The organism is Hymenobacter cheonanensis, from assembly GCF_030581075.1.
Classification (GTDB): Bacteria; Bacteroidota; Bacteroidia; order Cytophagales; family Hymenobacteraceae; genus Hymenobacter.
In genome coordinates, this window is sequence record NZ_JAUQSW010000008.1 from 143,401 (window position 1) to 169,807 (window position 26,407).

Consider the following 26,407-nt stretch of genomic DNA (forward strand, 5'->3'; position numbering starts at 1 on the left):
CCATTGTCTGCTTTGCTTGGACATGAGATAGTGGCCAGACGACCGGAGCTTGCTGCGGCCGCTGCCTAGGCGGGGTGCCCGCCCATACTACTCGTGTCTGGTGTCTATTGTCTCTAGTCCAACCCCCTCCAATGCCCGCTCCCCACGCGATTACTAAAACCCTGGCGCTGCCCGACGGCCGCCAGATTTCCATTGAAACCGGCAAACTGGCCAAGTTTGCGGATGGAGCCGTAGTCGTGCGCCTCGGCGACACGATGCTGCTCGCTACGGTTGTTTCGGCCCCTAGCCAGCGCGAAGGCGTTGATTTCCTGCCGCTGTCAGTTGACTACCAGGAAAAATTCGGCTCGGCCGGTAAGATTCCCGGCTCGTTTCAGCGCCGCGAAGGCCGCCTGAGCGACTACGAAATTCTGATTTGCCGCCTCGTTGACCGCATCCTGCGGCCGATGTTCCCCAAGGATTATCACTACGAGGTGCAGGTGATGATTACCCTCATTTCGGCTGATAAGGAAGTGCAGCCCGATGCCCTGGCTGCCTTGGCTGCTTCGGCCGCCCTGTCGATTTCGGATATCCCGTTTGCCGGCCCGATTTCGGAGGTACGCGTTGCGCGCATCGACGGTCAGTTCCAGATTAACCCCAAAACCAGCGACCTGGCGCGCGCCGATATGGACCTCATCGTGGGTGCCACCGGCGACTCGGTAGCCATGGTAGAGGGCGAGATGGCCGAAGTGAGCGAGGAAGAAATGGTAGCCGCCATCGCTTACGCCCACGAAGCCATTAAGGCGCAGGTGCAGCTGCAAAAGGACTTGGCGGAGGCGGTAGGCCGCACGCCCGAGTCGCAGCCCCGTGAGTATCCGAAATACGAAGAGAATGACGCGCTGAAAGCGCTCATCCACGAAGGCATCTACAAGGGCGCTTATGACGTGGCCCGCTCGGGCAACACTAGCAAGGCCGGCCGTAAGGAAGGCTTCACGAGCGTGAAAAAAGCGTTCCTGGACAAGCTCGTGGCCGAGCAGCCCGAGCTGGACATGAAGCAGTTCAGCCGGTATTACTCGTCGGCCGAGAAGAAGGCCATCCGCGACATGATGGTGAAGGAGCGCGTGCGCCTCGACGGCCGCCAGCTCACCGAAATACGTCCTATCTGGTCGGAAATCAACTATTTGCCCGGTGCCCACGGCTCGGCTATTTTCACCCGCGGTGAAACCCAGAGCCTGACCACGGCCACACTCGGCACCAAACTCGACGAGCAGATTATCGACCAGCCGCTGACCAAGGGCTTCTCGAAATTCATGCTGCACTACAACTTCCCCGGTTTCTCGACCGGCGAGGTGAAGCCGAACCGCGGCGCTGGCCGCCGCGAAATCGGCCACGGCAACCTGGCCGCCCGCTCGCTGAAGCGCGTGCTGCCGCCCGACGACGAAAACCCCTACACCATCCGCATCGTGTCGGACATCCTGGAGTCGAACGGCTCCAGCTCGATGGCCACTGTCTGTGCCGGTTCGCTAGCCCTCATGGATGCGGGCGTGAAAGTGCGCGCGGCCGTAGCCGGCATCGCCATGGGCCTTGTGCAGGATAAGGAAACCGGCGAGTACGCCGTGCTTTCGGACATTCTAGGTGATGAGGACCACCTCGGCGACATGGACTTCAAGGTAACTGGCACGGAGAAAGGTATTTGCGCCTGCCAAATGGATATCAAAATCCAGGGCCTGAGCAATGAGATTTTGACGGCTGCCTTGCACCAGGCCCGCGAAGGCCGCCTGCACATCCTGCGCGAGATGGCGAAGACCATCGCCGCCCCGGCTGCCGAGCTGAAGGCCCACACCCCGCGCTCGCACAAGATGTTGATTGACAAAGAGTTTATCGGCGCGGTAATCGGGCCGGGCGGCAAAGTCATCCAGCAGATTCAGAAGGATACCAACGCTACGGTTATCATCGAGGAGAAGGACGAGAAGGGCCACGTGAGCATCTACGCCTCCAACCAGACGGATATGCAGGGTGCCATCGACCGCATCCGGGCCATCGCGGCGCAGCCCGAAGTGGGCGAAACCTACAAAGGCAAGGTGCGCAGCATTCAGCCCTATGGCGCGTTTGTGGAGATTATGCCTGGCAAAGATGGCTTGCTGCACATTTCGGAAGTAACCCACGAGCGCATTGCCTCGCTTGAGGGGGTGCTCGAAGTAGGCCAGGAAATCGACGTGAAACTGGTGGATATCGACAAGAAAACTGGTAAGTACCGCCTCTCGCGCAAAGTGCTGCTCGAAAAGCAGGCGTAATTTTTGCGCAGGCTGCCACGCGGGCTAGTTGATGATTGTCAAGCTCATCGGCTAGCCCCTGTCGGGGCTTATCGAATGGCCGAAAAGAACTTTAGCTCGTATAGCCTTGTTGTTTTCGGTTGAATTGATGATAAGCTCGTCAACCTATTATCTTCCGAATAACTTCTTTAGAACTACCTAGTTAGCGCCGTTACCGATGAGACAGCTAAAAATCAGCAAGCAGATTACCAACCGCGAAAGCCAGTCGCTGGATAAATACCTCCAGGAGATTGGCAAAGTGGACCTGCTGACACCCGACGAGGAGGTGACGCTGGCGCAGCGTATCCGCGACGGAGACCAGAAAGCGCTTGAGAAGCTGACCAAAGCCAACTTACGCTTCGTGGTGTCGGTGGCTAAACAATATCAGAACCAAGGACTTAGCCTAGGTGACCTCATCAATGAGGGCAACCTGGGCCTCATCAAAGCTGCTAAGCGCTTTGACGAAACCAGGGGCTTTAAATTTATTTCGTACGCCGTTTGGTGGATTCGCCAGAGCATTCTGCAGGCCCTGGCCGAGCAGAGCCGCATTGTGCGTTTGCCCCTGAATCGGGTAGGCTCGCTGAATAAAATCAGCAAGTCGTTCTCGGAGCTGGAGCAAAAATTTGAGCGAGAGCCTTCGCCTGAGGAAATTGCCGAAGTTCTGGAGCTGACTACTTCAGAAGTGGTAGATACCTTGAAGATTTCAGGTCGCCACGTATCGGTTGATGCGCCGTTTGTGCAGGGCGAGGAAAACCGCCTGCTCGATGTGCTCGAAAACGAGGACGAGGAGACGCCCGATTCGGGCCTGATGAACGACTCACTCCGCAAGGAAGTGCAGCGTGCGCTTTCAACCCTGACCAAGCGTGAGGCCGATGTTATTACGCTCTACTTTGGGCTGAACGGCGAGGCTGCGCTGACGCTAGAAGAGATTGGCGAGAAGTTCAACCTGACCCGGGAGCGCGTGCGCCAGATAAAGGAAAAAGCTATTCGCCGCCTGCGCCATACCTCGCGTTCGAAGGCATTGAAGCCTTATTTAGGCTAATTGCTGCTTAATTTTGTTACCTGAAAACCCCGACCGTGAGGTTGGGGTTTTTTGTAGGTAATAGCCTGGGCTTCGCCGCCAGCTTGCCATTGGCTGGGGTACTAGGAATAGTATTTTTTTCGTTCAACGATTCGCGAAGCTAGGCTTCGCGCTATTTTTCATGGAACACATTCATTGCCTGATTATTGGGTCGGGACCCGCTGGTTATACGGCCGCTATCTACGCCGCTAGGGCTGGGTTGAACCCCGTGATGTACCAGGGCTTGCAGCCCGGCGGGCAGCTCACGATTACCAACGATGTAGAGAATTTTCCGGGCTACCCGGATGGCGTGATGGGGCCGGAGATGATGGAAGACCTCAAAAAGCAGGCGGCCCGCTTCGGCACGGATATTCGCTACGGCATTGCCACGAAAGTTGATTTTTCGGGTCGGCCGCATAAAATCACCGTCGATGAAACGATAGAGCTGACGGCTGATGCGGTTATTATTGCCACCGGGGCCTCGGCCAAGTGGCTAGGGCTGCCCTCGGAGGCGCGGCTGAACGGCTCGGGCGTATCGGCCTGCGCGGTGTGCGACGGCTTCTTTTACCGGGGCAAGGAGGTAGCCATTGTAGGCGCCGGCGACACGGCCGCCGAAGAAGCCAACTATTTGGCTAATCTGTGCTCGAAAGTGTACATGCTGGTGCGCAAGGATGCCATGCGAGCGTCGAAAATCATGCAGAAGCGCGTGCTCGACAACCCCAAGATTGAGGTGCTGTTTGACACGGCGACTGATGAGATACTGGGCGAGCACGCCGTGGAAGCCGTGCGGGTGAAAAACCTGGTAACTCACGAAACGCGTGAGATTCCGGTGCACGGCTTTTTCGTGGCCATCGGGCACGAGCCTAATTCCAAGATTTTCCATAATTACCTGCATCACGACGAGCAGGGCTACCTCAAAACCCTGCCCGGCACGGCTAAAACCAACGTGGACGGCGTGTTTGCTTGCGGCGACGTGCAGGATTTCACCTACCGCCAGGCCGTGACGGCCGCAGGCTCGGGCTGCATGGCTGCTCTTGATGCCGAGCGCTACCTGGCCGGCCTGCACGAATAGGGGCACCTACTGCTGCCAGCCGCAAGCGGCTGGTGATTTTTATTTCTGTCAACGTGCAGCAGTGACCCGTCCACCGGGCCACTGCTGCCTTTTTGGGGTTTCGTTTGACTTTTCCCAAGCTATTATTTCGGCTGCCTGTGCTGTGGCTGCTGCTGGCCTGCTGGCTAGGGGCTGGTGCTCCTGCGCAGGCTCAGCGCCGCAAAAAGACTCCTGTGAAATCGGGTACGGGTGCGTCGCGCGATTTTTTTCGGATTCGCACGCCCAAAATGCGCTACGTGAAGCCCGACACGACCACCATTATTGAAACGGAGGAAGTACCCGACGACCGCTCGGACGCTGCCAAGTCGATATTTAACCCGGCCCGTAAGCTCAGCATTGTAAGCGAAGACACGACCACGCTCAATGAGGGCGGGCAGGAGATAGTGGAGATGTCGGACGAGGTGCTGATTGACTCGTCGTGGGTAAAGGTGGCGGGCTACTATGCCATTTGGGACACGCACAACATCAACCCCTACCGGGTGGACGGCCGGCGCATCCGCGATACGCTGACCCTAAAGCTTGTGGACCCACTGCGCCAGCACTATGCCAAGATGCCGCTGGTGAAAACGCCGATTACCTCGGGCTTTACCTTTCGCTGGGGGCGCTGGCACTTCGGGGTAGACCTGGACCTGGATACGGGCGACTCGGTGCGGGCGGCCTTCGACGGCGTTATCCGCATCAGCAAGTGGGACGGCGGCGGCTACGGCAACTACCTGCTGGTGCGCCATTATAATGGCCTCGAAACGCTTTATGGGCACTTGAGCAAGCCGCTGGTGCCGGTGGGCACTTTTGTGCGGGCCGGGCAGGTAATTGGGCTAGGGGGCAGCACGGGGCGCAGCACGGGCTCGCACCTGCACTTCGAGGTGCGCTACGAGGGTAATCCCATTAACCCGACTTACGTGTATGATTTCCCCGATTACAAGCTGCGGGGCGAGACGTTTACGATTACTTCGGCGCTGTTCAACTACTACAGCCGGGCACTGCACCGCGGCAGCCGCAGCCGCGGCGAGCCTACGGCGGCCCGCCAGGTAGCCACCCACAAAATTCGCTCGGGCGATACGCTCTCCGAAATTGCCGACCGCTACGGCGTGCGCGTGAGCACCCTCAAGCGCCTTAACCCCAGCCTGCACGGCAAGCTGCAGCCCGGTAAGAAACTGCGGGTCAAATAAATCACGGATTACGCGGATTTAAACGGATTGCACGGATTTTGTGGACGCCCTGCTTTTCGTACTGCCTGTTCTCGTGCATTGAATTAATTGAGCCTGCCGGCTTAGGTCGGTGGAAATACGTACTCAACCGTCCACAAAATCCGTGCAATCCGTTTAAATCCGCGTAATCCGTGATTAAAGTAGATATTCTGGCCCTGGGGGCCCACCCCGACGATGTGGAGATGTCGTGCTCGGGCACGCTGCTGGCCGCCGTAGCGGCGGGCAAAAAAGTGGGTATTGTGGATTTTACACGGGGCGAGCTGGGCACGCGCGGCACACCCGAAACCCGGGCCGCCGAGTCGGCGGCGGCCAGCCAGATTTTGCAGCTAAGCGTGCGCGAAAACCTGGGGCTGCCCGATGGCTTTTTCAAAAACGACCGCGAGCACCAGTTGCCGCTCATCGCGGCCATCCGGCGCTACCAGCCCGAGATTGTGCTCTGCAACGCCATCAGTGACCGCCACCCCGACCACGGGCGCGCCGCGCAGCTCGCCACCGACGCCTGCTTTTTGAGCGGCCTGCGCATGATAGAAACGCTAGGGGAGGACGGCCAGCCGCAGGCCGCCTGGCGCCCCAAGCACGTGTACCATTACATTCAGGACCGGCAGATTCCGGCCGATTTTGTGGTGGATATCACGCCCCACTGGGCCGGCAAGTGGGCCAGTATCAACGCCTATGGCACGCAGTTCTTCAACGCCAATGCCGACCCCACAGCGCCGCAAACCTACTTGTCGGGCCAAACCTTTGCGCATTTTATGGAAGCGCGGGCCCGCGAGTTTGGCCACCTGATAGGGGTGGAGTTTGGCGAAGGCTACACCGTGCAGCGGCCGGTGGGCGTGAGGGAGCTAGGCGACTTGATTTGATAGCATAAGCGCCGGAAAAGCAACCACCCCCGTTCTGCCGAGCAGGACGGGGGTGGTTGCTTTTTCTCCTGTCTTCGGGCTTATATCTTTTCCGGGGCTAGCTCGGCCTGAACGCTGGCGGCCGGCACGGGGTCCTGGGCTTGCTCGGGCTCGTCGCGCAGCAGGGCGTGGGTGGCGGGGGCAGGCTTGATGGTGAGCGGCACTTTTTCGAGGGCCACGTCGCTGGTATCGAGGCCGAAGAGCTGCTGGTCGGAGATGGCGAAGCGGTTGATGAAAAAGTAGCCGTTCAGGATAAAGCGCTCCTTAAAGCTGAGTTCGTTGTCGTGGCTCAGCACCTTTTCGAGCACCACGAAGCGGAAGTCGCCGGGCATGTGGTACCTGGCCAGCGAGTCGTAGCGCGAGGTGATGTCGATTTCGCCGCGCTCGCCCATCTGCTCCAGCACCCGGCGAAAGAGCAGGTTGAGGCGCGGCTGCACCCGGAAGCCCAGCCGGAAGTTGATTTTATACGCCACGCCGGGCACCAGCTCCTCCACCGAGTAGCGGGTCGAGTAGGGGTCGGTGGCGATGCTCATATTGATAAACCAGTAGCGGTCGGCGCGCTTGGGCTGCTTGCGCAGGATGGAATACAGAATCTCGTTTTCCAGCTCGCCGGCTTTTTTGCTGTGCGTGAGGTACACGAGGTTGCTGGCGTACTTGCTCACCGATTCGTCCTGGCTCAGCTCCTGCAAGGTGGGCTTGGTGCCGGCCACCGGCAGCAAGCTCAGCAGGCTGTTCTTGATTTCGCGGCCCCGGTAGCCCACGTACATCATCGAAATCAGGCCCCACTCGAAGACAAGGATGCCGAGCCGGTTGAGCAGCTTGGTGATGTTGGCGATGAGAAACGAGAACTCGACGGTGAGAAAAACGAGCATAATCAGCCCCACCACCGGAATGGCCCAGTGCTTCACGCCGCGCAGGTACTGCATCAGCAGCAGGCTGGTCATGAGCATAGCCACCGTGATGCTGAAGCCGTAGGCGGCCGTCATGGCCTCCGAGGTCTTGAACCACAGCTGCACGCACACGCAGCCAAACCACAGCAGCCAGTTGATGCTGGGCACGTATATCTGGCCGCGCTGGTCGGTAGGAAACAGCACCCGCACCTTGGGCCAGAAGCGCAGGCTAACGGCCTCGGAAATAAGCGTATACGAGCCTGATATGAGTGCCTGCGACGCAATGATGGTGGCTAGCGTGGCCAGCACAATAAGCGGCACGATGGCCCACTGCGGCGCAATCATAAAAAACGGATTCTGGTTCGAGGCCAGCGTGTGGCCCACATGGCCCATCGTCCAGGCGGCCTGGCCCAGGTAGTTGAGCACCAAGGCGCTCTTGACAAAAATCCAGGACGTGCGGATGTTCTTCCGGCCGCAGTGGCCCAGGTCAGAGTACAGCGCCTCGGCCCCGGTGGTGCACAGGAACACGGCCCCTAGCAGCCAGAAGCCCTTCGGGTATTCGGTGAGCAGCCGGATGGCGTAGGCCGGGTTGAGGGCGGCCAGCACGCCGGGATAGTGCAAAATCTGGGCTAGCCCCAGCGCCGCGATGGCCGAGAACCAGAGCAGCATAATGGGCCCGAACGCCGCGCCCACTACCTTGGTGCCAAACTGCTGAAACGCGAACAGCAGCGTGATAATGGCAATAACGATGAAGACAATCGTTTCTGTATTGAGCGCCGGATAGAGGATTTTCAGGCCTTCGATGGCCGACGACACCGAGATGGGGGGCGTAATAATACCATCGGCCAGCAGCGTGCCGGCGCCAATAATAGCCGGAAACAGCAGCCACTTGCCCCGGCTTTTAACCAGTGAGAACAGCGAGAAAATGCCGCCTTCGCCGTGGTTGTCGGCCTCCAGCGTGAGCAGAATGTACTTGATGGTCGTCTGGAGCGTGAGCGTCCAGAATACGGCCGATACGCCGCCAAACACCAGCAGCTGGCTCACCGGCCGCTCGCCGATGATGGTTTGGAACACGTAGAGCGGCGAGGTGCCGATGTCGCCGAAAATGATGCCGAGCGTGACCAGCAGCCCTGCCGCCGACACGCGGCGCAGGTGAATGTTGTCTTCGGTGGGCAGGGCCAGGGAGGAGGACATTTGAATTAATTAGGAGTTTTGAATTAGGAGTGATGAGTTGCCGCGACGGCCTAACTGGGGCTAGGCCACGGGCAGCGTGAAATAGAAGGTGCTGCCCTGGCCAGCAGTGCTCTCGACGCCCAGCTCGCCGCCCTGGCTGGCGATGAACTCGCGCGAGATGCTCAGGCCCAGGCCCGTACCGTGGTCGTCGTGGGGGCTGGCCTCGGGCGCGGCCGGGCCCTGGGCGAAGCGCTCGAAAATGCGCTGCTGGTCGGCCAGGGCAATGCCGGGGCCGTGGTCCTGCACCTGCACGCGCACGGCGCGGCGGTCGGGCGTGGGGGCAGCGCTGAGCAGAATGTGGCCCTGCTCGGGCGAGTAGCGCACGGCATTCACCAGCAGGTTGAGCAGCACCCAGGTCGTTTTCTCGTGGTCGGCGCGGATGGGCGGCAGGTTGGCGGGCAGCTCGGTATCGAGGGTGAGGTGGCGGGCCCGCAGCTGCAGCCGCAGTGGCGAGGTGGCGGCAGCCACGAGGTCGGGCACGGCCAGGGGGCGCGGGTCGAGGGCAATGCCCTGGCCCACGTCGAGGCGGGCCACCGTCAGCAGCTCGCCCACGAGGCGTAGCAGGCGCTGGTTTTCCTGTTTCATGGTGGCTACCAGCTCCTGCTGCTCGGCATTGAGGGAGCCCACGCGCGGGTCGTGCAAGAGCTTGAGATTGAAATTGATACTGGAAAGCGGCGTTTTCAGCTCGTGCGATACCGTGGCCAGGAAGTCCGACTTCGTCTGGTCGAGCTGCCGAAAGGCTGACACGTTGCGCAGGGCCAGGACCGTGCCCACGGCCTCCATCTGGTCGCGCGCCTCGTTGAAGGCCACCGCCTCGTGCACCCACAGCTGGTAGTGGGCCGGGGCGCCATCGGGCCCCACCACGGCCAGGGGCTGCGGGCCGGCCGGGCGCTGGGCCACCGGCAGCAGCGCCGGGGCCAGCAGCTGGGCAAATACCGGGTTTTCCTGGGCCAGCTCGGCGGCGGGGCGGGCCAGCACCTGGCTTTCGGCCAGGCCCAGCAGGGCGCAGGCCGCCGGGTTGGCCACGAGCACGCGGCGGCCGGGGTCAAGCAGAAAAAGCGGCTCGCTAAGGGTATGCACGAGGCCGCTGGTGCGGTTGCGCTCGGTTACCACATCGGCCAGGCTGTGGCTGCGAATGTCCTGCACGTGCACCAGCAGGCGGTTGAAGGCCGCCGTAACCTGGCCCACCTCGTCGGTGCTCTCGATGGGCACCGTCACCGCAAAATTGGTGCGCGTGGCGTAGTCGAGGCTGGCAGCCAGCTTGCGCAGGCCGCCCACGGCCGCCTGCGGCACGCTGCCCACCAGCATCAGCCCCACTAGGGCGCTCAGCACGCTGAACAGCAGCAGGTAGCTCTTGGCCTGGGCGGCGGCGTGCATAGCCCGGCCGTTCTTGCGGGTCAGGGCCGTCATGTTCAGGGCCACCACGCGGTGGGTAAGCTGGCGCAGCCGCGCCTGGCCGGCGGCCGGGTCGGTGCCGGGGTAGCCAGCCAGCGTTTGGGTCAGGCTATCGACGAGCCGGCGCTCGCCGGGCTCGGTCACGTTGTCGGCCTCGCGGTCGAGCAGCGTGTGCAGGCGGGCCAGGGCAGGCCCGTTGGCGGGGCGGGCGGCTAGCCCATCGAGCGCCTGCAACATGCCTTGGCCAAGCTGTACCGAGTAAAAATTCTCCTGCAATACCGCCCGGTTGGCCCGGTCGAGGCGGCCCAGCGTGGCGTAGCCGTAGCAGCCAATGCCGAGCAGCAGCCCCAGCATCGCCAGAAACCCCAACGTAATTTTTGCTTGCAGTTGCATGGTAGCCGCCGGCGGGCCGCATTAGGGCGGGGCCGGCGTGCCAGGGCTAGCGAAAGGCGGGCCTGGCTAGCCCGTCGGCAATTTATTTTGCTTATGCAATTGATAATGAAGGAAATAAATTACTGGCGGCTTATTGCCGTGGCTAGGGCAATTGCCGCGGGTGGGTCATTTTGACCCGGTGGCCAGGTCAAAATGGGCCTATCCGGTCGCCTGTCATGGCGAGCAAAGTGAAGCCATCCTTCCTGCACGTTAGGGTTAGAATACCAACGAATGAGGAAAGATTGCCGCGCTCTACTGCGTTGCGCCCGCCATGACAGACGATTATGCTCTGCTCACGGCTACTCCCGGCCCAGGCCGTACTCCTCAATTTTGCGGTAAAGCGTCTTCACGCCGATGCCCAGCTGGCGGGCGGCCTCCATTTTGTTGCCGCTGGCTTCGCGCAGCACCTGGCCAATGTGGCGGGCCTCCACGGCGCGCAGGCTGCGGTCGGTGGGGTCGGCGGGGGTGGGGGCGGGCAGGTGCTGAAACTCGGGCGGCAGGTCGTCGAGGGTTAGCGGCTGGTTGTCGAAGGCTAGGATGGCGGCGCGCTCCAGCACGTTTTTAAGCTCGCGCACATTGCCCGGCCAGGGGTAGCGGGCCAGGCGCGCCAGGGCCTCGGGCTCGAAGCCGGGCAGGCGCTTGCGCAGCTTGGCCGCAAACACCTGCAGGAAGTGCCGGGCCAGCGGGGCCACGTCGTCGGGCCGGGCGCTGAGCGGCGGCACGGCCAGCTCAAACACCGAAAGCCGGTAGTACAAATCGGGCCGAAAATGCCCCTCAGCGGCCTCCTGGCGCAGGTTGCGGTTGGTGGCCGCGATGAGGCGCACGTTTACCCTGGTGGGCCGGGTATCGCCGAGCTTGGTAAATTCCTGGGTTTCGAGCACCCGCAGAAATTTGGCCTGCACGGCCAAGTCCAGCTCGCCAATCTCGTCTAAGAAGAGCGTGCCGCCGCTAGCCTCCTCCAGCAGCCCCTTCTTATCGGCCAGCGCCCCGGTAAAGGCGCCTTTGCGGTAGCCAAACAGCTCCGACTCCAACAAATCTTTCGGAAACGCGCTGCAATTAACGGCCACAAACGGCTTGCCCCGGCGCCCGCTCGCCTGGTGAATGGCCTGGGCAAATAACTCCTTGCCCGCGCCGGTGGGCCCTTCGAGCAGCACGGTGCTATCGGTGGGGGCCACGCGCTCGGCCAGGGCCCTGGCCCGGGTCAGGGCGGCCGATTGCCCAATCATGGCCTCAAAAGTATACTGCTGGCCCACCTGCTTTTCAAGCTCGGCCACGCGGCGGCGCAGCCGGGCCTTTTCCACGGCGCGGGCCACTACCACGAGCAGCTGGTCGTCCGAATCGCCCTTGGTGAGGTAGTCGAAGGCGCCCTGCTTCATGGCCTGCACGCCGTCGGGCACGGTGCCGTAGGCCGTGAGCAGGATGATTTCGGCCAGCGGGGCGGCGGCCTGGTAGCGCGGCAGCAGGGCCACGCCGTGGCCGTCGGGCAGCTTCACATCGGAAAGAATGACGAGGATTTCGCCTGCGTGCTCGGCCAGGGTCTGGAGGCCGCGGCGGGCATCGGGAGCTTGCAGCACGGTGTAGCCCTCCAGCTCCAGCACCCTGGCCAGCACCTGGCGCAGGCGGTTTTCGTCGTCGATGAGCAGAAGCGTGGGCTGAGGCATGGGGCAAAGGTCAGCCGCAGAGGCAGTAATTACCGCCCCTGCTCACGGTGAGCGCCCCGTGGCAAGCCGCCTGGCACGGCCCGAAGGCGAATCGCTCGGCCTTTGTGCGGCTGCGCCTGCTGCGCTGCGCGCCCCCGATACGTGTGCTGGCTCTTTAATTTCTTGCCTCAAGCCAGCCCCAGCAGCTGGTCGGCATTGCGATAAGCCAGCTTAGCGATATCGGCCGGCGGCAGTTGTAGGCCGGCCAGCAACTCGTGGCCCGGCTTGTTGGGCGCGTAGGGATAATCGACTGAAAACAAGATGTTATCGAGCCCAAACGTGGCCAGGGCTGCCTCCAGCGGCGGGCGCGTGAAGATGCCGCTGGTGGTGATAAATACCTGGTCGCGCAGCGTCTGGCTGATGCTGCGCGGCAGCTGAGTCTGGTCGGCGGGCATGGTCAGGTCGGCGCGGGCCATCATCACGGGCAGCGTCTCGCCCATGTGGCCGATGATGAACCTGAGGCGCGGGTACGTTTCGAGCGTGCCGCTCAGGATAAGGCGCAGCACGTGGATGGCCGTTTCGGCGTGCCAGCCAAAGCCGGCCATGCTCAGGCGCTCGCCCAGCTCGTGGGGCAGGTTGCTGTAATAAGCGGCCCGCACCGGCGCGGGCGGCACGCCGGGGTGCAGGTACAGCGGCACCCCTAGCGCCTCGGCGCGGGCCAGCAGCGGCGCAAATTTGGGGTCGTCGAGAAACAGCCCCTGGGTGGTGCCGTTAAGCATTGCGCCCCGAAACTGGTGCGTGCCCACGGTGCGCGCCAGCTCCTCGGCGGCAGCCACGGGGTTGGTCATGGGCAGGTGGGCAAAGCCAAAAAAGCGGCCGGGGTGCCGGGCAATGGCGGCGGCCAGCCGGTCGTTGTACTCCTGGGCGAAGGCCGGGCCCTCGGTGGGGCCTAGCAGCTCGGCGCCCGGCCCCGACACGGAGAGCACCTGCACGCTGATGCCGGCTTCGTCCATCAGGCGCAGGCGCTCGGCGCCAATTTCGGCCAGCTGGCTCGCCTGCTCGCGCACCGGCGAGTGGGGGTTGGCATTGGAAGGCCAGCCGGCCTGCTGCCGGGCCGCGAGCGGAATGCGCTCGACCATATCAGGAAAAGAAACGTGCTCTTCGAGCGCGACGATGCGCTGAGGCAAAGGCTGGGCGGGCATAGCGGTAAGCGAAAAGTGGAAGAGGAACTGGACAGCAAACGAGCCCACTGGCCCGGGCGTTGCCAGCCGGGCTAGCCATTAAAAAGCAGCACGCGGAACGAAAAGTAAATTTTCCGTTTTGTAAAGAAAAATTTCCCATCTTTGCCGGGTGTTTGCCCGGCTGCATCGGGCTAGCCCATTTTCCTTGCCTATGCTTGCCGCGCCTGCTTACTCGCCCAGTACCATTCCGGCGGCCCTAACTAGCCTGGTTACGGTCGTCAGCGACTCCTTTGCCCTCGTAATGGAGGCTCGCACCGGCGTGCCCGCCAAAGTGGCGTTTGCGGTAGCCAACCTCTTGCAAATAAGCCTGGAAGAGCTGGCCGAGCTGCTGCACACCACCACCAAAACCCTGCGCACCTACCGCGATGCCAATAAGCGCCTGGCCCCCGCCGCCAGCGAGCAGGTGCTGAAGCTGCTGGCCCTGGCCCGGCAGGGCGGCGAGGTATTTGGCGAGGCGGCGGCTTTCCGGCGCTGGCTGGGCAAGCCGGCGTTTGGGCTCGATAACCAGCCGCCGCTAGCCCTGCTCCAAACGAGCGGGGGCATCGACCTCGTGGCCGAGGAAGTGAGCCGCATTGCCTACGGCGACTTCGCCTAGCCCGCCGCGCAGTGGAAATTTACCGCATTTGCCTGGCCAGGTATGCTGGCGAGCTGGTGGCTTCCGGCAATGCCGGCCGCTGGAACCTGCGCGGGCAGTTCGTCATCTACGCCGCGGGCAGCCGCGCCCTGGCCTGCCTCGAAAACGTGGTGCACCGCAGCGGCGAGGGCCTGAATAACTTATTCAAAGTCATTCGAATAGAAGTGCCTGATAACCTGGCTGTGGAAGAGCTGACCCTGGCCCAGCTGCCGGCCGGTTGGCAGCCCACCAGCGCCTACGCCCGCTGCCAGCCCCTGGGGGCCGACTGGTACCGCCGCCAGCAGGCCGCCGTGCTGCGGGTACCTTCGTCCATCATCGCCCACGAGCACAATTACGTGCTCAATACCCGCCATCCCGATTTCACCCAGATTCGCCTGGTAGGTTGGGAAGATTTTGCCTTCGACCCGCGCATTAAAGCCCCCGAGCTGGGCTAGGAGCGGGGCCCCGGCGCTCCGGCCCAGCCGAAAAGAAGTACCTTAGTAACCCCTCGCTATTTTTACTAGCCCCACCTATATGGCCATCGCCCCCACTGCTTACACCCCGACGGCCGAGCCCGTGTCGCACCACGTGCGTGCGCGCCAGCTGCTTAAGGCCCACCCCGAGGTGAAGCGCCTGATGACCCGCAACGCCACTACGGCCCTCATTACGGCGGGCTGCGTGGCCTTGCAGGTGGCCATGACTTACCTGCTGCACGGCCACGCCTGGTACTGGTCGCTGCTGGCGTCCTACGTGCTAGGGGCGTTTGTGTGCCACACCTTGTTTGTGATTGTGCACGAGGCCACGCACAACCTGGTTTTTAAGGGCCAGTGGGCCAATGCGGCGGTTGGCATCGCGGCCAACCTGCCGATGGTGATTCCGACGGCCATGAGCTTTCGCAAGTTTCACCTCAAGCACCACTCGGCGCTCGGCCACTTCGACCACGATGCCGACCTGCCCGACCACTACGAGGCCAAGCTTATTCAGCACTACGCCATTGGCAAAGCTATTTGGTTGTTCTTCTTCCCGATTTTTCAGGTGGTGCGCACCTTTCGCTGCCGCAGCGTAGTGCCGTTCGATAAGTACATCGCCGCCAACTGGGCCGCCCAGATTGCCTTCAACGTGGGCATGTATCTGTGGCTGGGGCCGGGGGCGTTTCTGTACCTGTTTTTCAGCTTCTGGTTTTCGGTGAGTTTGCACCCGGTGGGTGCCCGCTGGATTCAGGAGCACTACCTCGTGCTGAGCCCCGAGCAGGAAACCACCTCGTACTACGGCCGCCTCAACGGCGTGCACCTCAACATCGGCTACCACAACGAGCACCACGACCTGCCCGGCGTGCCCTGGAATAAGCTGCCTGAGCTACGCAAAATGGCGCCCGAGTTCTACGACCCGCTCTTGCACCACACCAGCTACACCAAGGTGCTGCTGCGCTTTCTCTTCGACCAGGAACTCTCGCTCTACTCGCGCCTCGTGCGCGGCCTGCCCACCGAAAGCGCGGTGCCCGCCACCAAGTAAAGCCAGCGGCTTACCCCGCCCCTGGTACCAGCCCCCACTGCGGCCCGCCCGGGCAGGTAGTGGGGGTTTTGCGTGGGCCTGGCGCAAACCAGGGGAAAGAGAGTAGGAGGGCTAGCGAGAAGTAATCTCACACAATCGTTAATGTGCTTGTGAGTAAGGTTGCAGCAGAATAAGTTTTTTTCGGGAGCCAGAAAACGCTTTTAGCCTATCTGCAATCGTTTGCAAGGCCAAACTAAGCTCGTGGGGAGGCGCTACCCGAACGTTTTATTTTTGTTAATTCTGCGAAAAGCCCTTATTATTGTTGCGTTGATTCAAAACGACATCACTCCAACCGGCCCCGAGCCCGGTTTCTGGACCGTAAGATGGCGTTTTTTTTAATTGACTTACACAATCGATTGTGTAATTGTGTTGCTTCTTTTCAAATTCACTTTCCCCACCCAACCCTTCTCGCTCATGAGAAAGTCAGTACCTAAGATGCGGCGACTCGTATTGCCCGCCGCGCTCAGCTGCCTGCCCCTGCAACCCCTGCTGGCCCACGCCCCGGCCGCGGTCGAAACGCGGGAAGCCACCCGGGCCGCCGGCCCCATCACGGGTCGCATTGTGGATGAAAAAGGCCAGGGCCTGCCCGGCGTAAACGTGCTGGTGAAGGGCACCAACGTGGGCACCGCTACCAACGCCGATGGCCGCTACACCCTCGACGCGCCCGCCGGCGCCACGCTGGTATTCTCCTACATCGGCTACGCCAGCCAGGAAGTAGTGGTGGGCGACCGCTCGACGGTGGACGTGGCCCTGGCCCCCGACAGCCGCTCGCTGAGCGATGTGGTGGTGGTGGGCTACCTCACCGAAGACCGCCAAAACGTAACCAGCGCCGTGTCGGCGCTCGACGTGAAGGAGGCCCAGAAGGCCCCGGTGGCCACGGCTGTGCAGTCCATTCAGGGCCGCGTAGCGGGCGTGCAGATTCAGGGCTCGGGCGGGCCCGGCGACACGCCGGTGATTACGGTGCGCGGCCCTGCCAGCGCGGGCTTTGCGAATAGCAACCCGCTCTACGTGATTGACGGGCTCTGGACGGATAACATCCGCGACCTGAACCCCAACGACATTGCCACGCTCAACGTGCTGAAGGATGCCTCCTCCACGGCCGTGTACGGCTCGCGCGGGGCCAACGGGGTTATTCAGATTACGACCAAGCGTGGCAAGGGCGGCGTGCCTACCATCGGCCTCAATGCTTACACCGGCATCGACCAGCTCTACAAGCGCTACAACCTGACCAACGCCAGTCAGTGGGCCGACCGCGCCGTGCAGGCCTACGCCAACGCCGGCATCGACCCCCTCAACGCCGGCCAGAACAGCCTGGCCGGCGCCGTAAAAACGGCGGGCGGCAAGTTTGACCCCAACGTGGACACCGACTGGCAGAAGGAATTCTTCCGCACCGGCCGCACCGAAGACTATAACCTGAGCCTGTCGGGCGGCACGGCCGACGGCAAAAACGCCAGCAACTACCTCATTTCGGGCGAGTACTTTCACCAGCAAGGCATTGTGCGCGGTCCCGATTTTAAGCGCTACAGCCTGCGCCTGAACTCGGGCTTGACCAAAGGCAAGTTTCGGTTTCAGGAAAACGCGCAGCTGACGCACCTGGGCACGACGCTGCTCAACGGCGCGCCGTTTATCGACGTGCTGCTGTTTTTGCCCAGCATTCCGGTTTATGACGCCAATAACCTCGGGGGCTTTGGCACGGGTAGCACCACGCAGAATACCTTCGCTACCAACCCCGTGGGCGCGCAAACACTGCTCACGCGCACGCAGTCGGACAACCGCCTGGCCGGCAACTTCACGGTGGATTATTCCATCTTCGATTTCCTGACTTACCGGCTGAACCTGGCCATCGACGGGCACACCTACAACAACGCCGACGCCCAGCGGGCCGGCATTCTGCGCCAGAACACGCCCATCAATACCACCTCGCTGAGCGAGTACCAGGGCTACGACGTGTTTTTGATGGCCGAGAACACGCTGAACTTTAACAAGAGCTTCGGCGACCACCACGTGAACGCGCTGGCCGGCTACTCGGAGCAGGACACCAAGTACCACAATACCTTTGCCCAGGCGCAGGGCTACACTGCCTTGCCGCAGTACTATTTCGTGCTCGACGCGGGCACGACCTCGGGCGGGGCCTCGGTGGGCGGGGCCGATGCTGAAATCACCCGGCAGTCGTTTTTCGGCCAGGCTACCTACGATTATAAAAACCGCTACCTGGCCTCGGCCAGCTTCCGGCGCGATGGCTCGTCGCGCTTTACCCCGCAAAATCGCTGGGGCAACTTTGGCGGCGGCTCGCTGGGCTACCGCATCAGCGAAGAGGAGTTCTTCAAGAATGCCCTGCCGCAGATTAACAACCTGAAGGTGCGGGCCAGCTACGGCCTCATCGGCAACGAGGCGCTGGGCGGGGCTTACTTCGGGGCCTACCTGCCGTACCCCAGCGTGGCCCAGAGCGTGAACTACGTGCTGGGCTCGGGCCAGACCTTCGTGAACGGGGCCACCCAGATTACCCTGGCTAGCCCCGACATCAAGTGGGAAGAGCGCCGCACCAAGGATATCGGCCTCGACCTGGCCTTGCTCGACAACCGCCTGAGCCTGTCGGCCGACTACTACATTGCCGAAACGCGCAACGCCTTGGCACCCACGCAGCTACCAGTGTACCTGGGCAACTTTGGCGGGGCGCTGTACCGCAACGCGGGCAATATCGAAAACCGGGGCTTTGAGCTGGCGCTAGGCTACCACGAAACGCGGAAGGCCTTCACTTACGGGGCCGACGTGACGCTGACTACCCTGCGCAACCGCGTGACGGCCCTGCCCAACGCGGGCCAGCAGATACCCGACGGCGCCGGCCTGACCCTGACTACGGTAGGCCAGCCGCTGGGCGAGTTCTACCTGATTCCGATGGCGGGCATCTTCCAGTCGAAAGACGAGGTGAACGCTTACAAGAGCGCCGATGGCAAAGTCATTCAGCCCTACGCTTCGGGCGGCGACGTGAAGTACACCGACACCAACGGCGACGGGGTTATCGACTCGAAAGACCGCGTGTTTGTGGGCTCGCCCTACCCGAAAATGCAGTACGGCCTGAACCTGACGGCCGCCTACAAAGGCTTCGACGTGTCGGTGTTCTGGCAGGGCGTGACGGGCAACCAGATTTTCAACAACGCCAAGTTTGCCCTGGAGCGCTACGACGGTCCCAATAACTACGAGGCCGACGTAATTCCGTGGACGCCCGACAACCACTCGGCTAGCGTGCCGCGCCTGCTGCAAGGCGGCAGCACCGACCCCAACCTGGCGCAGTCGGCCGCCCAAAACTCGCTCTACTACACCACGCGCTGGCTTGAAGATGGCGCGTACCTGCGCCTTAAAAACGTGCAGGTGGGCTACACCTTCGGCAAAAATATGCTGGGCTGGGCCCCGGCCATCGGCAGCGTGCGGGTATACGTGACGGGCCGCAACCTGGTGACTTTCACCAAGTACTCGGGCTTCGACCCCGAAATCACGGGCACCGAATACTATGGCCGCGGCATCGACAACAGCGCCTACCCCAACGTGCGCACCCTCACGGCCGGCGTGCAGGCCACTTTTTAAATGATTAATGGTTAATGGTTAATTATCAATGGTGGTTATTAACTAACTATCAATAAGATAATTAACCACTAACCATTAACCATTAATCATTGAAAAATCTTCTTTTTATGAAATCCCACAAACTCGTTACCCTATTGCTGGCCGGCAGCCTGCTCGGCACGGCTACCAGCTGCCAGAAGGACCTGCTGGATAAAACCAACCCCAACACGCTGTCCACGGCCCAGTTCTGGCTCACCGCCGACGACGCCACGCGCGGCGTGACGGCCTGCTACTCGGGCGTGCAGCAGTACGCCTGCTACGGCCACTCGTGGCAGTTTATCACGGCCCGCTCCGACGAGTCGTACAGCCAGAGCCCTTTCGTGGAGCTGGCCATTTTTACGCGCTTCGTGCAGGCGAATAACAACTTCTTCATCTCGTCTTTTGCCTGGAACGACTACTACCGCACCATTTTCCGCACCAACCAGGCGCTGAACCGCATTCCGGCCATCAACATGGACGGCGCGCTGAAAGCGCGCCTGCTGGCCGAAACCCGCTTCATCCGGGCCCTGATGTACTTCGACCTGGACTCGTTTTTCGGCAACGTACCGCTGATTATCACCGAGTCGACGGCCGACACCCGCGCCAAGCAGGCCACCCCAGCCGAAGTGGAAGCCCAGGTAATTGCCGACCTGCAAGCCGCCATTCCGGATCTGCCGCTCAGCTATGGCTCGGCCGACCTGGGCCGCGTGACCAAGGGCGCCGCCCAGGCCCTGCTGGCCAAGATGTACATGCAGCAGCGCAAGTACACGGAGGCTTCGGCCCTGTTCACGACCATTATCAACTCGGGCCGCTACTCGCTGGTGTCGAGCTACCTCGACAACTTCACCGAAACCAACGAGAACAACAGCGAGTCGCTGTTTGAGGTGCAGTACTCGGGCGCGGTGCTCGACGTGGGCCAGGGCCAGGACAACTCGCGCTCGTCGGAGGGTTACGACCGGCCCAACTTCTTTGGGCCGCCCGTGTACTCGTTTGCCGACGTGCAGCCCCGCCAGTGGCTCACGGCCGCCTACACCGATTCGACCACGGCGCTGGTGCCCGGCACCAAGAAGCACGCCATCGACCCGCGCCGCGATATCTCCATCATCAGCGCCCTTAACCCCGACCGTTTCTACGGCAAAACCTTCTCGGAGCTGGGCTACAACCCCAGCCAGCAATACTGGCGCAAATACCTGAACGACCGCACCCGCACCACACCCGAAAACTTTACCTCGGGCATCAATTTCCGGGTGATTCGCTACGCTGATGTGCTGCTGCTGCAAGCTGAGGCCCTGAACGAGCTGGGCCAGACGGCCGCCGCCGTGGCCCTGGTGAAGCAGGTGCGCGACCGCGTGGGCATTGCCACGCCGGCCGCCAGCACCTTCACGCAAGCCAGCCTGCGCCTGTATATGCGCGACGAGCGCGGCCGCGAGCTGGCCGGCGAAGGCCAGCGCTGGTTCGATATCAACCGCTGGGGCTTGCTCGATAACCAAACTGGCCTGGACTACCTCATCGCCAAGGACCCCGATTTCACCAACTTCGTGCTGGGCAAGTCGAAGCTGCTGCCCATTCCGCAGAACGACATTGATATTGACCCCAATATCAAGCAAAATCCTGGCTATTAGTTTGTTGTTGATTGGCCGCTGCGCTTCCCGCTAGGGTGGGGTAGCGGCCAATTGGCTGTTTCAACCGCTTTCTTTTCCCACCCGATATGGTTGCTTCCTTACTCGTTCGCGCGCGGCAGCTAGCCCTGCTGGTAGCTGTTTTGGTGGCCTGGGCCGTGGCGCCGGCCTATGCGCTGCAGGGCGCGCTCGGCATTCACGACCCGTCCACGATTGTTAAAAGCGGCAACACCTACTGGGTGTTCGGCACCGGCGACGGCATTGCCTGCAAATATTCCACGGACCTCATCAACTGGACCGATGCCAAGTCGGTGTACACCAAAACCCTTTACCCAGGCTGGATAAACGGCAAGGTGCCGGGCTTCGCGGGCACGTTTTGGGCGCCCGAGTGCAAGTACCTGAACGGCAAGTACTACCTGTACTACTCGTGCTCCACGTTTGGCTCGCAGGTATCGACCATCGGGCTGGCCACCAACCCCACCCTCGACCCGGCCAGCCCCGATTTTAAGTGGACCGACCAGGGCGAGGTAGTATCGAGCACGGCGCTCGGCAACAGCGCCCCCAATGCTATCGACCCGGCTTTGTTTACCGATGCCAGCAATAATTTGTGGCTGACCTACGGCTCGTACTTCGGCGGCATCCGCGTCACGCAGCTCGACGCTGCTACGGGCAAGCCGCTCAACGTCAATACACAGTACGCCGTGGCCAATGGGGGAGTGGAGGCTTCGTACGTGGCCTATAACAACGGCTACTACTACCTGTTTGTGAACCGGGGCACCTGTTGCAACGGCGCGGCCAGCACCTACTACATCCAGGTTGGGCGCTCGGCTAGCCCCACGGGCCCGTTTCTGGACCAGGCGGGCGCCGACCTCAACAATAATGGCGGCACCACTTTGCTCAGCAAGTCGGGCCGCTACGTGGGGCCGGGCCACGCCGGGCTGCTCACCGAAGGCGGCATCACGTATTTCAGCCACCACTACTACGACGGCTACGACAACGGCGCGCCCAAGCTAGGCCTGGCCCAGCTGACGTGGGGCACCACCGGCTGGCCCACCGTGAGCCGCGACTGGCTGGCCGCCGGCCGCTACACCATCAAGAGCCAGAACAGCGGCCTGGTGTGGGATGCCTGGGGCTGCACCGGCGTATCGGGCCAGATGGTGGCCCAGGGTACCCCTAGCGGCCTCACCTGCCAGCAGTGGGACCTGGTGCCGCTGGGCACGGGGTACTATAAAATCACCAACGCCCTGGGCGGGCTGGCCCTGGACGTCATCAACTGCCTGCCCGATGCTGGCACCAAGTTGCAGCTCTACGCCTCCAATGGCCTGGTGTGCCAGCAGTACGGCATCGAGCGGGCTAGCAACGGCGACTACATTTTTACCTCGGCCACCGGCAACAACGTGGTGGAGGTGCCTAACTGCTCGACCACCCCGGGCCAGCAATTGGGCTTGTGGTACTACAACGGCTTTAACTGCCAGCGCTGGACGGCCACGCTGGCCAATGCGCCCCTGGCCGCCGCCTCGGCCCAGCGCCTGGCGGGCGTTTCGATATACCCGGTGCCGGCCACGGCGGGCAATTTTACGGTCGAGCTGGGTAGTCTGGGGGCTAGCAGCAGCACCACGGTGGAGGTCTTTAACCTGCTTGGGCAGCCGGTGTACCGGCGGGAGTTTGGCCCGCAGCAAACCAGGCTAGCCGTCGCCGCTGGCCTGTCGGCGGGCAGCTACTTGGTGCGAGTACGCCGCGAAGGGGGCATATTTACGCAAAAAGTGCCCGTTTTTTAATCTTTGTTCTTTCTGATAATGCCCACCACCACTCGCCTTGGCGTACTTGCCGCCGGTTTTAGCAGCGCCCTGCTGCTGGCCGCTTGTTCTTCCAACTCCACCACCAGCCAGGAAACGGCTGCTACCTCGACGGCCCCCGCCGACTCGGCCGCTACCGGCGCCAGCGCCTCCGCCATGCCTACTTCCGCTTCATTCGGCAAAACTGCCGATGGCACCGAAATTCAACTCTTCACCCTGGCCAATAAGAATGGCCTGAAGGCCACCATCAGCACCTACGGCGGCACGCTTACCAGCCTGCTCGTGCCCGATAAGGATGGCAAAATGAGCGATGTTATCCTGGGTTTTGATAATGTGAGCGGCTATCTCAGCCCCGAGTTCCGGAAGTCGAACCCGTACTTCGGGGCCCTCATCGGGCGCTACGGCAACCGCATTGCCAAGGGCAAGTTTACCATCGACGGCAAGCCTTACCAGGTGGGCCTCAACAACAACGGCAACTCGCTGCACGGCGGCACCGTGGGCTTCAACCAGAAGGTGTGGACCGCCAAGCCCGGCACCTCGGCCGACGGCCAGACGCTCACGCTGACCTACCTCAGCAAGGATGGCGAGGAGGGCTACCCCGGCAACCTCAACGTAACGGTGACCTACACCCTCACCGATGCCAACGCTCTGAAAATCGACTACGCCGCCACCACCGACAAGGCGACGCCCGTCAACCTCACCAACCACGCCTACTTCAACCTGGCCCTGGGCCAGAGCAAGGACGTGCTGGCCCACCAGGTTACCATTCCGGCCGACCGCTACACCGTGGTGGATGCCAACCTCATCCCGACCGGCGAGCTGAAGCCGGTAAAGGGCACGCCCTTCGACTTTACCAGCCCCCACGCCATTGGCGAGCGTATTGCGCAGGTGCCCGGCGGCTACGACCACAACTGGGTCTTGAACCAGGCCACCGGCCAGCACAGCGCCGCCACCGTGTACGAGCCCACCACCGGCCGCACCATGGAGGTAACCACCGACGAGCCCGGCGTGCAGTTTTACACTGGGAACTTCCTCGATGGCTCGCTTACGGGCAAGAACGGGGTAGTGTATGGCAAGCACGCGGGCTTCTGCCTCGAAACCCAGCACTTCCCCGATTCGCCCAACCAACCCAAGTTCCCGAGCACCATTCTGAAGCCGGGCGAAACGTACCACACCACCACCAGCTACACGTTTGGGGTGCGGAAGTAGTCTGGCAGTTTTGTCATGCTGAGCGCAGCCGAAGCATCTCTACCGCTTCGTTGTTAGCGCTAGCAGTTAGTTCCTCAAGCGAGATGCTTCGGCTGCGCTCAGCATGACAGATATTTTTTAATTTATACCTATCTCTTGACGTGTCCATTTCATCCGCCTCCCCGGCCTACGTTATCGGCCTCGACTACGGCACCGACTCGGTGCGGGCGCTGCTCGTCGATGCCCGCACCGGCGCCGAAGTCGCGCAGGCCGTGCACTACTACCCGCGCTGGAAGCAGGGCCAGTACTGCAACCCCGCCAAAAACCGCTTCCGCCAGCACCCGCTCGACCACCTCGAAGGCCTCGAAGCCACCGTGCGCGAAGTGGCCGCCAAAGTGCCCGCCGCGCAGATTCTGGGGCTAGCCATCGACACCACCGGCTCCACGCCCGGCCCCGTGAACGAGCAGGGCCAATTGCTGGGCATGCTGCCCGAGTTTGCCGAAAATCCAAACGCGCTGTTCGTGCTTTGGAAAGACCACACGGCCCTGGCCGAGGCGGCCGAAATCAACCACAAGGCCCGCACCTGGGGCGGCGAGGACTTCACCAAGTACGAGGGCGGCATCTACTCTTCGGAGTGGTTCTGGGCCAAAATCATGCACATCGTGCGCCAGGATGAGGCTGTGGCCAACGCCGCCTACTCCTGGATGGAGCACTGCGACTGGCTCACGCTGACCCTCACCGGCCAGCCGCTGGCCGAGTTTAAGCGCAGCCGCTGCGCCGCCGGCCACAAGGCTTTGTGGCACGCTAGCTGGGGCGGCCTGCCCCCCGAGGAGTTTCTCGCCCACCTCGACCCTAAGCTGGCCGGCTTGCGCAATCGATTGTTCACGGAAACGTACACGGCTGATGAAGTAGCCGGGCATTTATCGGAAGAGTGGGCTAGCCGCCTGGGCCTGACTACCAGTACGGTAATCGCGGTGGGCTCGTTCGACGCCCACGCGGGCGCCGTGGCGGGCGAGATTGAGTCCTATTCGATGGTGAAGGTGATGGGCACCAGCACCTGCGACATTGTGGTGGCCCCCACTGCTGAAGTGGGCGACCACCTAGTGGCCGGCATTTGCGGGCAGGTCGATGGCTCGGTTATCCCCGGCATGCTGGGGCTGGAGGCCGGGCAGTCGGCCTTCGGCGACCTGCTGGCCTGGTTCCGCCAGATGCTGGAGTGGCCCTTGCAAGCGGTGCAATCGAAGGTGCTGACGGCCGAGCAGCAGGCTGCCTACCGCCAGGAGCTGAGCGACAACCTCATCGTGCAGCTCACCAAAGCCGCCGCCGAAGTAGACCCCGCCGAAAGCCACGTGCTAGCCCTCGACTGGGTGAACGGCCGCCGCACCCCCGACGCCAACCAGGCGCTGAAAGGCGCCCTCACCGGCCTGACGATGGGCACCTCGGCCCCGCAGATTTTCCGGGCCCTGGTGGAGGCTATTTGCTACGGCTCGAAGCAGATTGTGGAGCGCTTCGAAAGCGAAGGCATTCCGATTAAGCAGGTTATCGGCATTGGGGGCGTGGCCAAAAAGTCGGCCTTCGTGATGCAGACCCTGGCCGATGTGCTCGACCGGCCCATCAAAATCGCCGTGTCGGAGCAGGCGCCGGCACTGGGCGCGGCTATGTACGCCGCCGTGGCCGCCGGCATCTACCCCGATGTGCTGGCCGCCCAAAAAGCGCTCGGTAGCGGCTTTGCCGAAACCTACACCCCCAACCCGGCCAGCGTGGCCCAGTACGCCACCCGCTACGCGCAGTACCAGGCGCTGGGCAAGTTCGTGGAAAGCACCACGCCCAGCCACTCGGAAGCGCCGGTAATGGAACCCGAAACCCCTGCCATTGCCACCGCATGAGCCAGTACCAAGCCCTGAAACAAACCTGCTACGAGGCCAATATGCAGCTGCCGGCCCTCGGGCTGGTGCTCTTCACCTTCGGCAACGCCAGCGTGGTCGACCGCGAGCGGAATGTGTTCGCCATCAAGCCCAGCGGCGTGCCCTACGCCACTTTGAAGCCCGAGGATATCGTAATTGTGGACTTCGACAACAACGTGGTGGAAGGCACCAAGCGGCCTAGCAGCGATACCAAAACGCACGCGCTGCTCTTCAAGGAGTGGACTAACATCGGTGGTATCGTGCACACGCACAGTACCTACGCTACGGCCTGGGCCCAGGCGCAGCTCGATATTCCCATCCTGGGCACCACCCACGCCGACCACCTCACCGCCGACGTGCCCTGCGCCCCGCCCATGAGCGACGAGCTTATCGCCGGCGACTACGAGCATCAGACCGGCTGGCAAATCATCAACGAGTTTGAGAAGCGCGGCCTATCGCCGGCCGAAGTCGAGATGATACTCGTGGGCAACCACGCGCCCTTTACCTGGGGCAAAACGGTGGAGAAAGCTGTGTACCACAGTGCGGTACTTGAAGAAGTGGCCCGGCTAGCCTACCTCAGCTGCACGCTGCGGCCCGGCGTGGAGCGCCTGAAAGATGCCTTGATTAAAAAGCACTACGAGCGCAAGCACGGCGCCAATTCCTACTACGGGCAGTCTTAAGTGTCGCCCTCATCATCCGTCATGCAGAGCGCAGTGAAGCATCTCGCGTGGAGCAGTAA

General features: G+C 62.1%; 18 protein-coding genes. 14 read left to right on the plus strand and 4 right to left on the minus strand.

Features of this window, described 5'->3' with window-relative positions; all coding sequences use genetic code 11:
- The first annotated feature begins 131 nt into the window (after positions 1-131).
- The 5 genes from pnp (at position 132) to bshB1 (ending at position 6,527) form a co-directional block, all read left to right on the plus strand.
- Positions 132-2,270 carry a polyribonucleotide nucleotidyltransferase gene (gene pnp / locus Q5H89_RS15855; protein ID WP_305020320.1) on the plus strand — a complete coding sequence of 713 codons (2,139 nt, stop codon included), beginning with the start codon at positions 132-134 and terminating at the stop codon, positions 2,268-2,270.
- 196 nt (positions 2,271-2,466) lie between these two features.
- On the plus strand, positions 2,467-3,330 hold the full coding sequence (locus Q5H89_RS15860) for a sigma-70 family RNA polymerase sigma factor (RefSeq protein ID WP_144842942.1): 864 nt from the start codon (positions 2,467-2,469) through the stop codon (positions 3,328-3,330).
- 160 nt (positions 3,331-3,490) lie between these two features.
- The gene (gene trxB, locus Q5H89_RS15865; protein ID WP_305020321.1) at positions 3,491-4,420 is read left to right on the plus strand and encodes a thioredoxin-disulfide reductase; all 930 of its coding nucleotides are present in this window, start codon (positions 3,491-3,493) and stop codon (positions 4,418-4,420) included.
- A gap of 104 nt (positions 4,421-4,524) precedes the next feature.
- Positions 4,525-5,628, plus strand: a complete 1,104-nt coding sequence (locus Q5H89_RS15870) for a M23 family metallopeptidase (protein WP_305020322.1) — start codon at positions 4,525-4,527, stop codon at positions 5,626-5,628.
- Between the two features lie 173 nt (positions 5,629-5,801).
- Entirely contained in the window at positions 5,802-6,527 is a 726-nt protein-coding gene (gene bshB1, locus Q5H89_RS15875) for a bacillithiol biosynthesis deacetylase BshB1 (RefSeq protein WP_305020399.1), read from the plus strand.
- Between the two features lie 80 nt (positions 6,528-6,607).
- Here bshB1 and Q5H89_RS15880 read toward each other — a convergent pair whose 3' ends face one another.
- The 4 genes from Q5H89_RS15880 to Q5H89_RS15895 all read right to left on the minus strand — a co-directional run bounded on the left by Q5H89_RS15880 (position 6,608) and on the right by Q5H89_RS15895 (position 13,358).
- Positions 6,608-8,650 carry a KUP/HAK/KT family potassium transporter gene (locus tag Q5H89_RS15880; protein ID WP_305020323.1) on the minus strand — a complete coding sequence of 681 codons (2,043 nt, stop codon included), beginning with the start codon at positions 8,648-8,650 and terminating at the stop codon, positions 6,608-6,610.
- Between the two features lie 60 nt (positions 8,651-8,710).
- On the minus strand, positions 8,711-10,477 hold the full coding sequence (locus tag Q5H89_RS15885) for a sensor histidine kinase (RefSeq protein ID WP_305020324.1): 1,767 nt from the start codon (positions 10,475-10,477) through the stop codon (positions 8,711-8,713).
- A 338-nt stretch (positions 10,478-10,815) separates the two neighbouring features.
- Positions 10,816-12,177 carry a sigma-54-dependent transcriptional regulator gene (locus tag Q5H89_RS15890; protein ID WP_305020325.1) on the minus strand — a complete coding sequence of 454 codons (1,362 nt, stop codon included), beginning with the start codon at positions 12,175-12,177 and terminating at the stop codon, positions 10,816-10,818.
- A 167-nt stretch (positions 12,178-12,344) separates the two neighbouring features.
- Positions 12,345-13,358, minus strand: a complete 1,014-nt coding sequence (locus tag Q5H89_RS15895) for an amidohydrolase family protein (protein WP_305020326.1) — start codon at positions 13,356-13,358, stop codon at positions 12,345-12,347.
- Positions 13,359-13,548: 190 nt separating this feature from the next.
- Here Q5H89_RS15895 and parS point away from each other — a divergent pair, with 190 nt between their 5' ends.
- From parS to Q5H89_RS15940, 9 genes are all read left to right on the plus strand, one after another.
- Positions 13,549-13,992 carry a type II RES/Xre toxin-antitoxin system antitoxin gene (gene parS, locus Q5H89_RS15900; RefSeq protein ID WP_305020327.1) on the plus strand — a complete coding sequence of 148 codons (444 nt, stop codon included), beginning with the start codon at positions 13,549-13,551 and terminating at the stop codon, positions 13,990-13,992.
- 11 nt (positions 13,993-14,003) lie between these two features.
- Positions 14,004-14,465, plus strand: a complete 462-nt coding sequence (locus Q5H89_RS15905; RefSeq protein ID WP_305020328.1) for an RES family NAD+ phosphorylase — start codon at positions 14,004-14,006, stop codon at positions 14,463-14,465.
- 79 nt (positions 14,466-14,544) lie between these two features.
- Complete coding sequence (locus Q5H89_RS15910) at positions 14,545-15,522, plus strand: fatty acid desaturase (RefSeq protein WP_305020329.1); 978 nt, start codon at positions 14,545-14,547, stop codon at positions 15,520-15,522.
- Between the two features lie 453 nt (positions 15,523-15,975).
- A complete protein-coding gene (locus tag Q5H89_RS15915) occupies positions 15,976-19,143 on the plus strand; it encodes a SusC/RagA family TonB-linked outer membrane protein (protein ID WP_305020330.1) in 3,168 nt (1,055 codons plus the stop codon).
- A gap of 107 nt (positions 19,144-19,250) precedes the next feature.
- Complete coding sequence (locus Q5H89_RS15920; RefSeq protein WP_305020331.1) at positions 19,251-20,783, plus strand: RagB/SusD family nutrient uptake outer membrane protein; 1,533 nt, start codon at positions 19,251-19,253, stop codon at positions 20,781-20,783.
- An 86-nt stretch (positions 20,784-20,869) separates the two neighbouring features.
- Positions 20,870-22,558, plus strand: a complete 1,689-nt coding sequence (locus Q5H89_RS15925; protein ID WP_305020332.1) for a family 43 glycosylhydrolase — start codon at positions 20,870-20,872, stop codon at positions 22,556-22,558.
- Between the two features lie 18 nt (positions 22,559-22,576).
- Positions 22,577-23,785: an aldose epimerase family protein gene (locus Q5H89_RS15930; RefSeq protein ID WP_369810668.1), complete on the plus strand. Its 1,209-nt coding sequence runs from the start codon at positions 22,577-22,579 to the stop codon at positions 23,783-23,785.
- A gap of 140 nt (positions 23,786-23,925) precedes the next feature.
- Complete coding sequence (locus Q5H89_RS15935; protein WP_305020333.1) at positions 23,926-25,650, plus strand: ribulokinase; 1,725 nt, start codon at positions 23,926-23,928, stop codon at positions 25,648-25,650.
- Positions 25,647-26,348 carry an L-ribulose-5-phosphate 4-epimerase gene (locus Q5H89_RS15940; RefSeq protein WP_305020334.1) on the plus strand — a complete coding sequence of 234 codons (702 nt, stop codon included), beginning with the start codon at positions 25,647-25,649 and terminating at the stop codon, positions 26,346-26,348. Before Q5H89_RS15935 ends, Q5H89_RS15940 begins: the two co-directional genes overlap by 4 nt.
- Positions 26,349-26,407 lie beyond the last annotated feature (59 nt).

Bases quoted from the DNA above. Each gene is read 5' to 3' on its own strand.
- pnp (WP_305020320.1), top strand. From the start codon at position 132: ATGCCCGCTCCCCACGCGATTACTAAAACCCTGGCGCTGCCCGACGGC.
- Q5H89_RS15910 (WP_305020329.1), top strand. From the start codon at position 14,545: ATGGCCATCGCCCCCACTGCTTACACCCCGACGGCCGAGCCCGTGTCG.
- Q5H89_RS15890 (WP_305020325.1), bottom strand. From the start codon at position 12,177: ATGCCTCAGCCCACGCTTCTGCTCATCGACGACGAAAACCGCCTGCGC.
- Q5H89_RS15880 (WP_305020323.1), bottom strand. From the start codon at position 8,650: ATGTCCTCCTCCCTGGCCCTGCCCACCGAAGACAACATTCACCTGCGC.
- Q5H89_RS15930 (WP_369810668.1), top strand. From the start codon at position 22,577: ATGCCCACCACCACTCGCCTTGGCGTACTTGCCGCCGGTTTTAGCAGC.
- Q5H89_RS15885 (WP_305020324.1), bottom strand. From the start codon at position 10,477: ATGCAACTGCAAGCAAAAATTACGTTGGGGTTTCTGGCGATGCTGGGG.
- parS (WP_305020327.1), top strand. From the start codon at position 13,549: ATGCTTGCCGCGCCTGCTTACTCGCCCAGTACCATTCCGGCGGCCCTA.
- Q5H89_RS15860 (WP_144842942.1), top strand. From the start codon at position 2,467: ATGAGACAGCTAAAAATCAGCAAGCAGATTACCAACCGCGAAAGCCAG.
- Q5H89_RS15940 (WP_305020334.1), top strand. From the start codon at position 25,647: ATGAGCCAGTACCAAGCCCTGAAACAAACCTGCTACGAGGCCAATATG.
- trxB (WP_305020321.1), top strand. From the start codon at position 3,491: ATGGAACACATTCATTGCCTGATTATTGGGTCGGGACCCGCTGGTTAT.
- Q5H89_RS15925 (WP_305020332.1), top strand. From the start codon at position 20,870: ATGGTTGCTTCCTTACTCGTTCGCGCGCGGCAGCTAGCCCTGCTGGTA.
- Q5H89_RS15915 (WP_305020330.1), top strand. From the start codon at position 15,976: ATGAGAAAGTCAGTACCTAAGATGCGGCGACTCGTATTGCCCGCCGCG.
- Q5H89_RS15920 (WP_305020331.1), top strand. From the start codon at position 19,251: ATGAAATCCCACAAACTCGTTACCCTATTGCTGGCCGGCAGCCTGCTC.
- Q5H89_RS15895 (WP_305020326.1), bottom strand. From the start codon at position 13,358: ATGCCCGCCCAGCCTTTGCCTCAGCGCATCGTCGCGCTCGAAGAGCAC.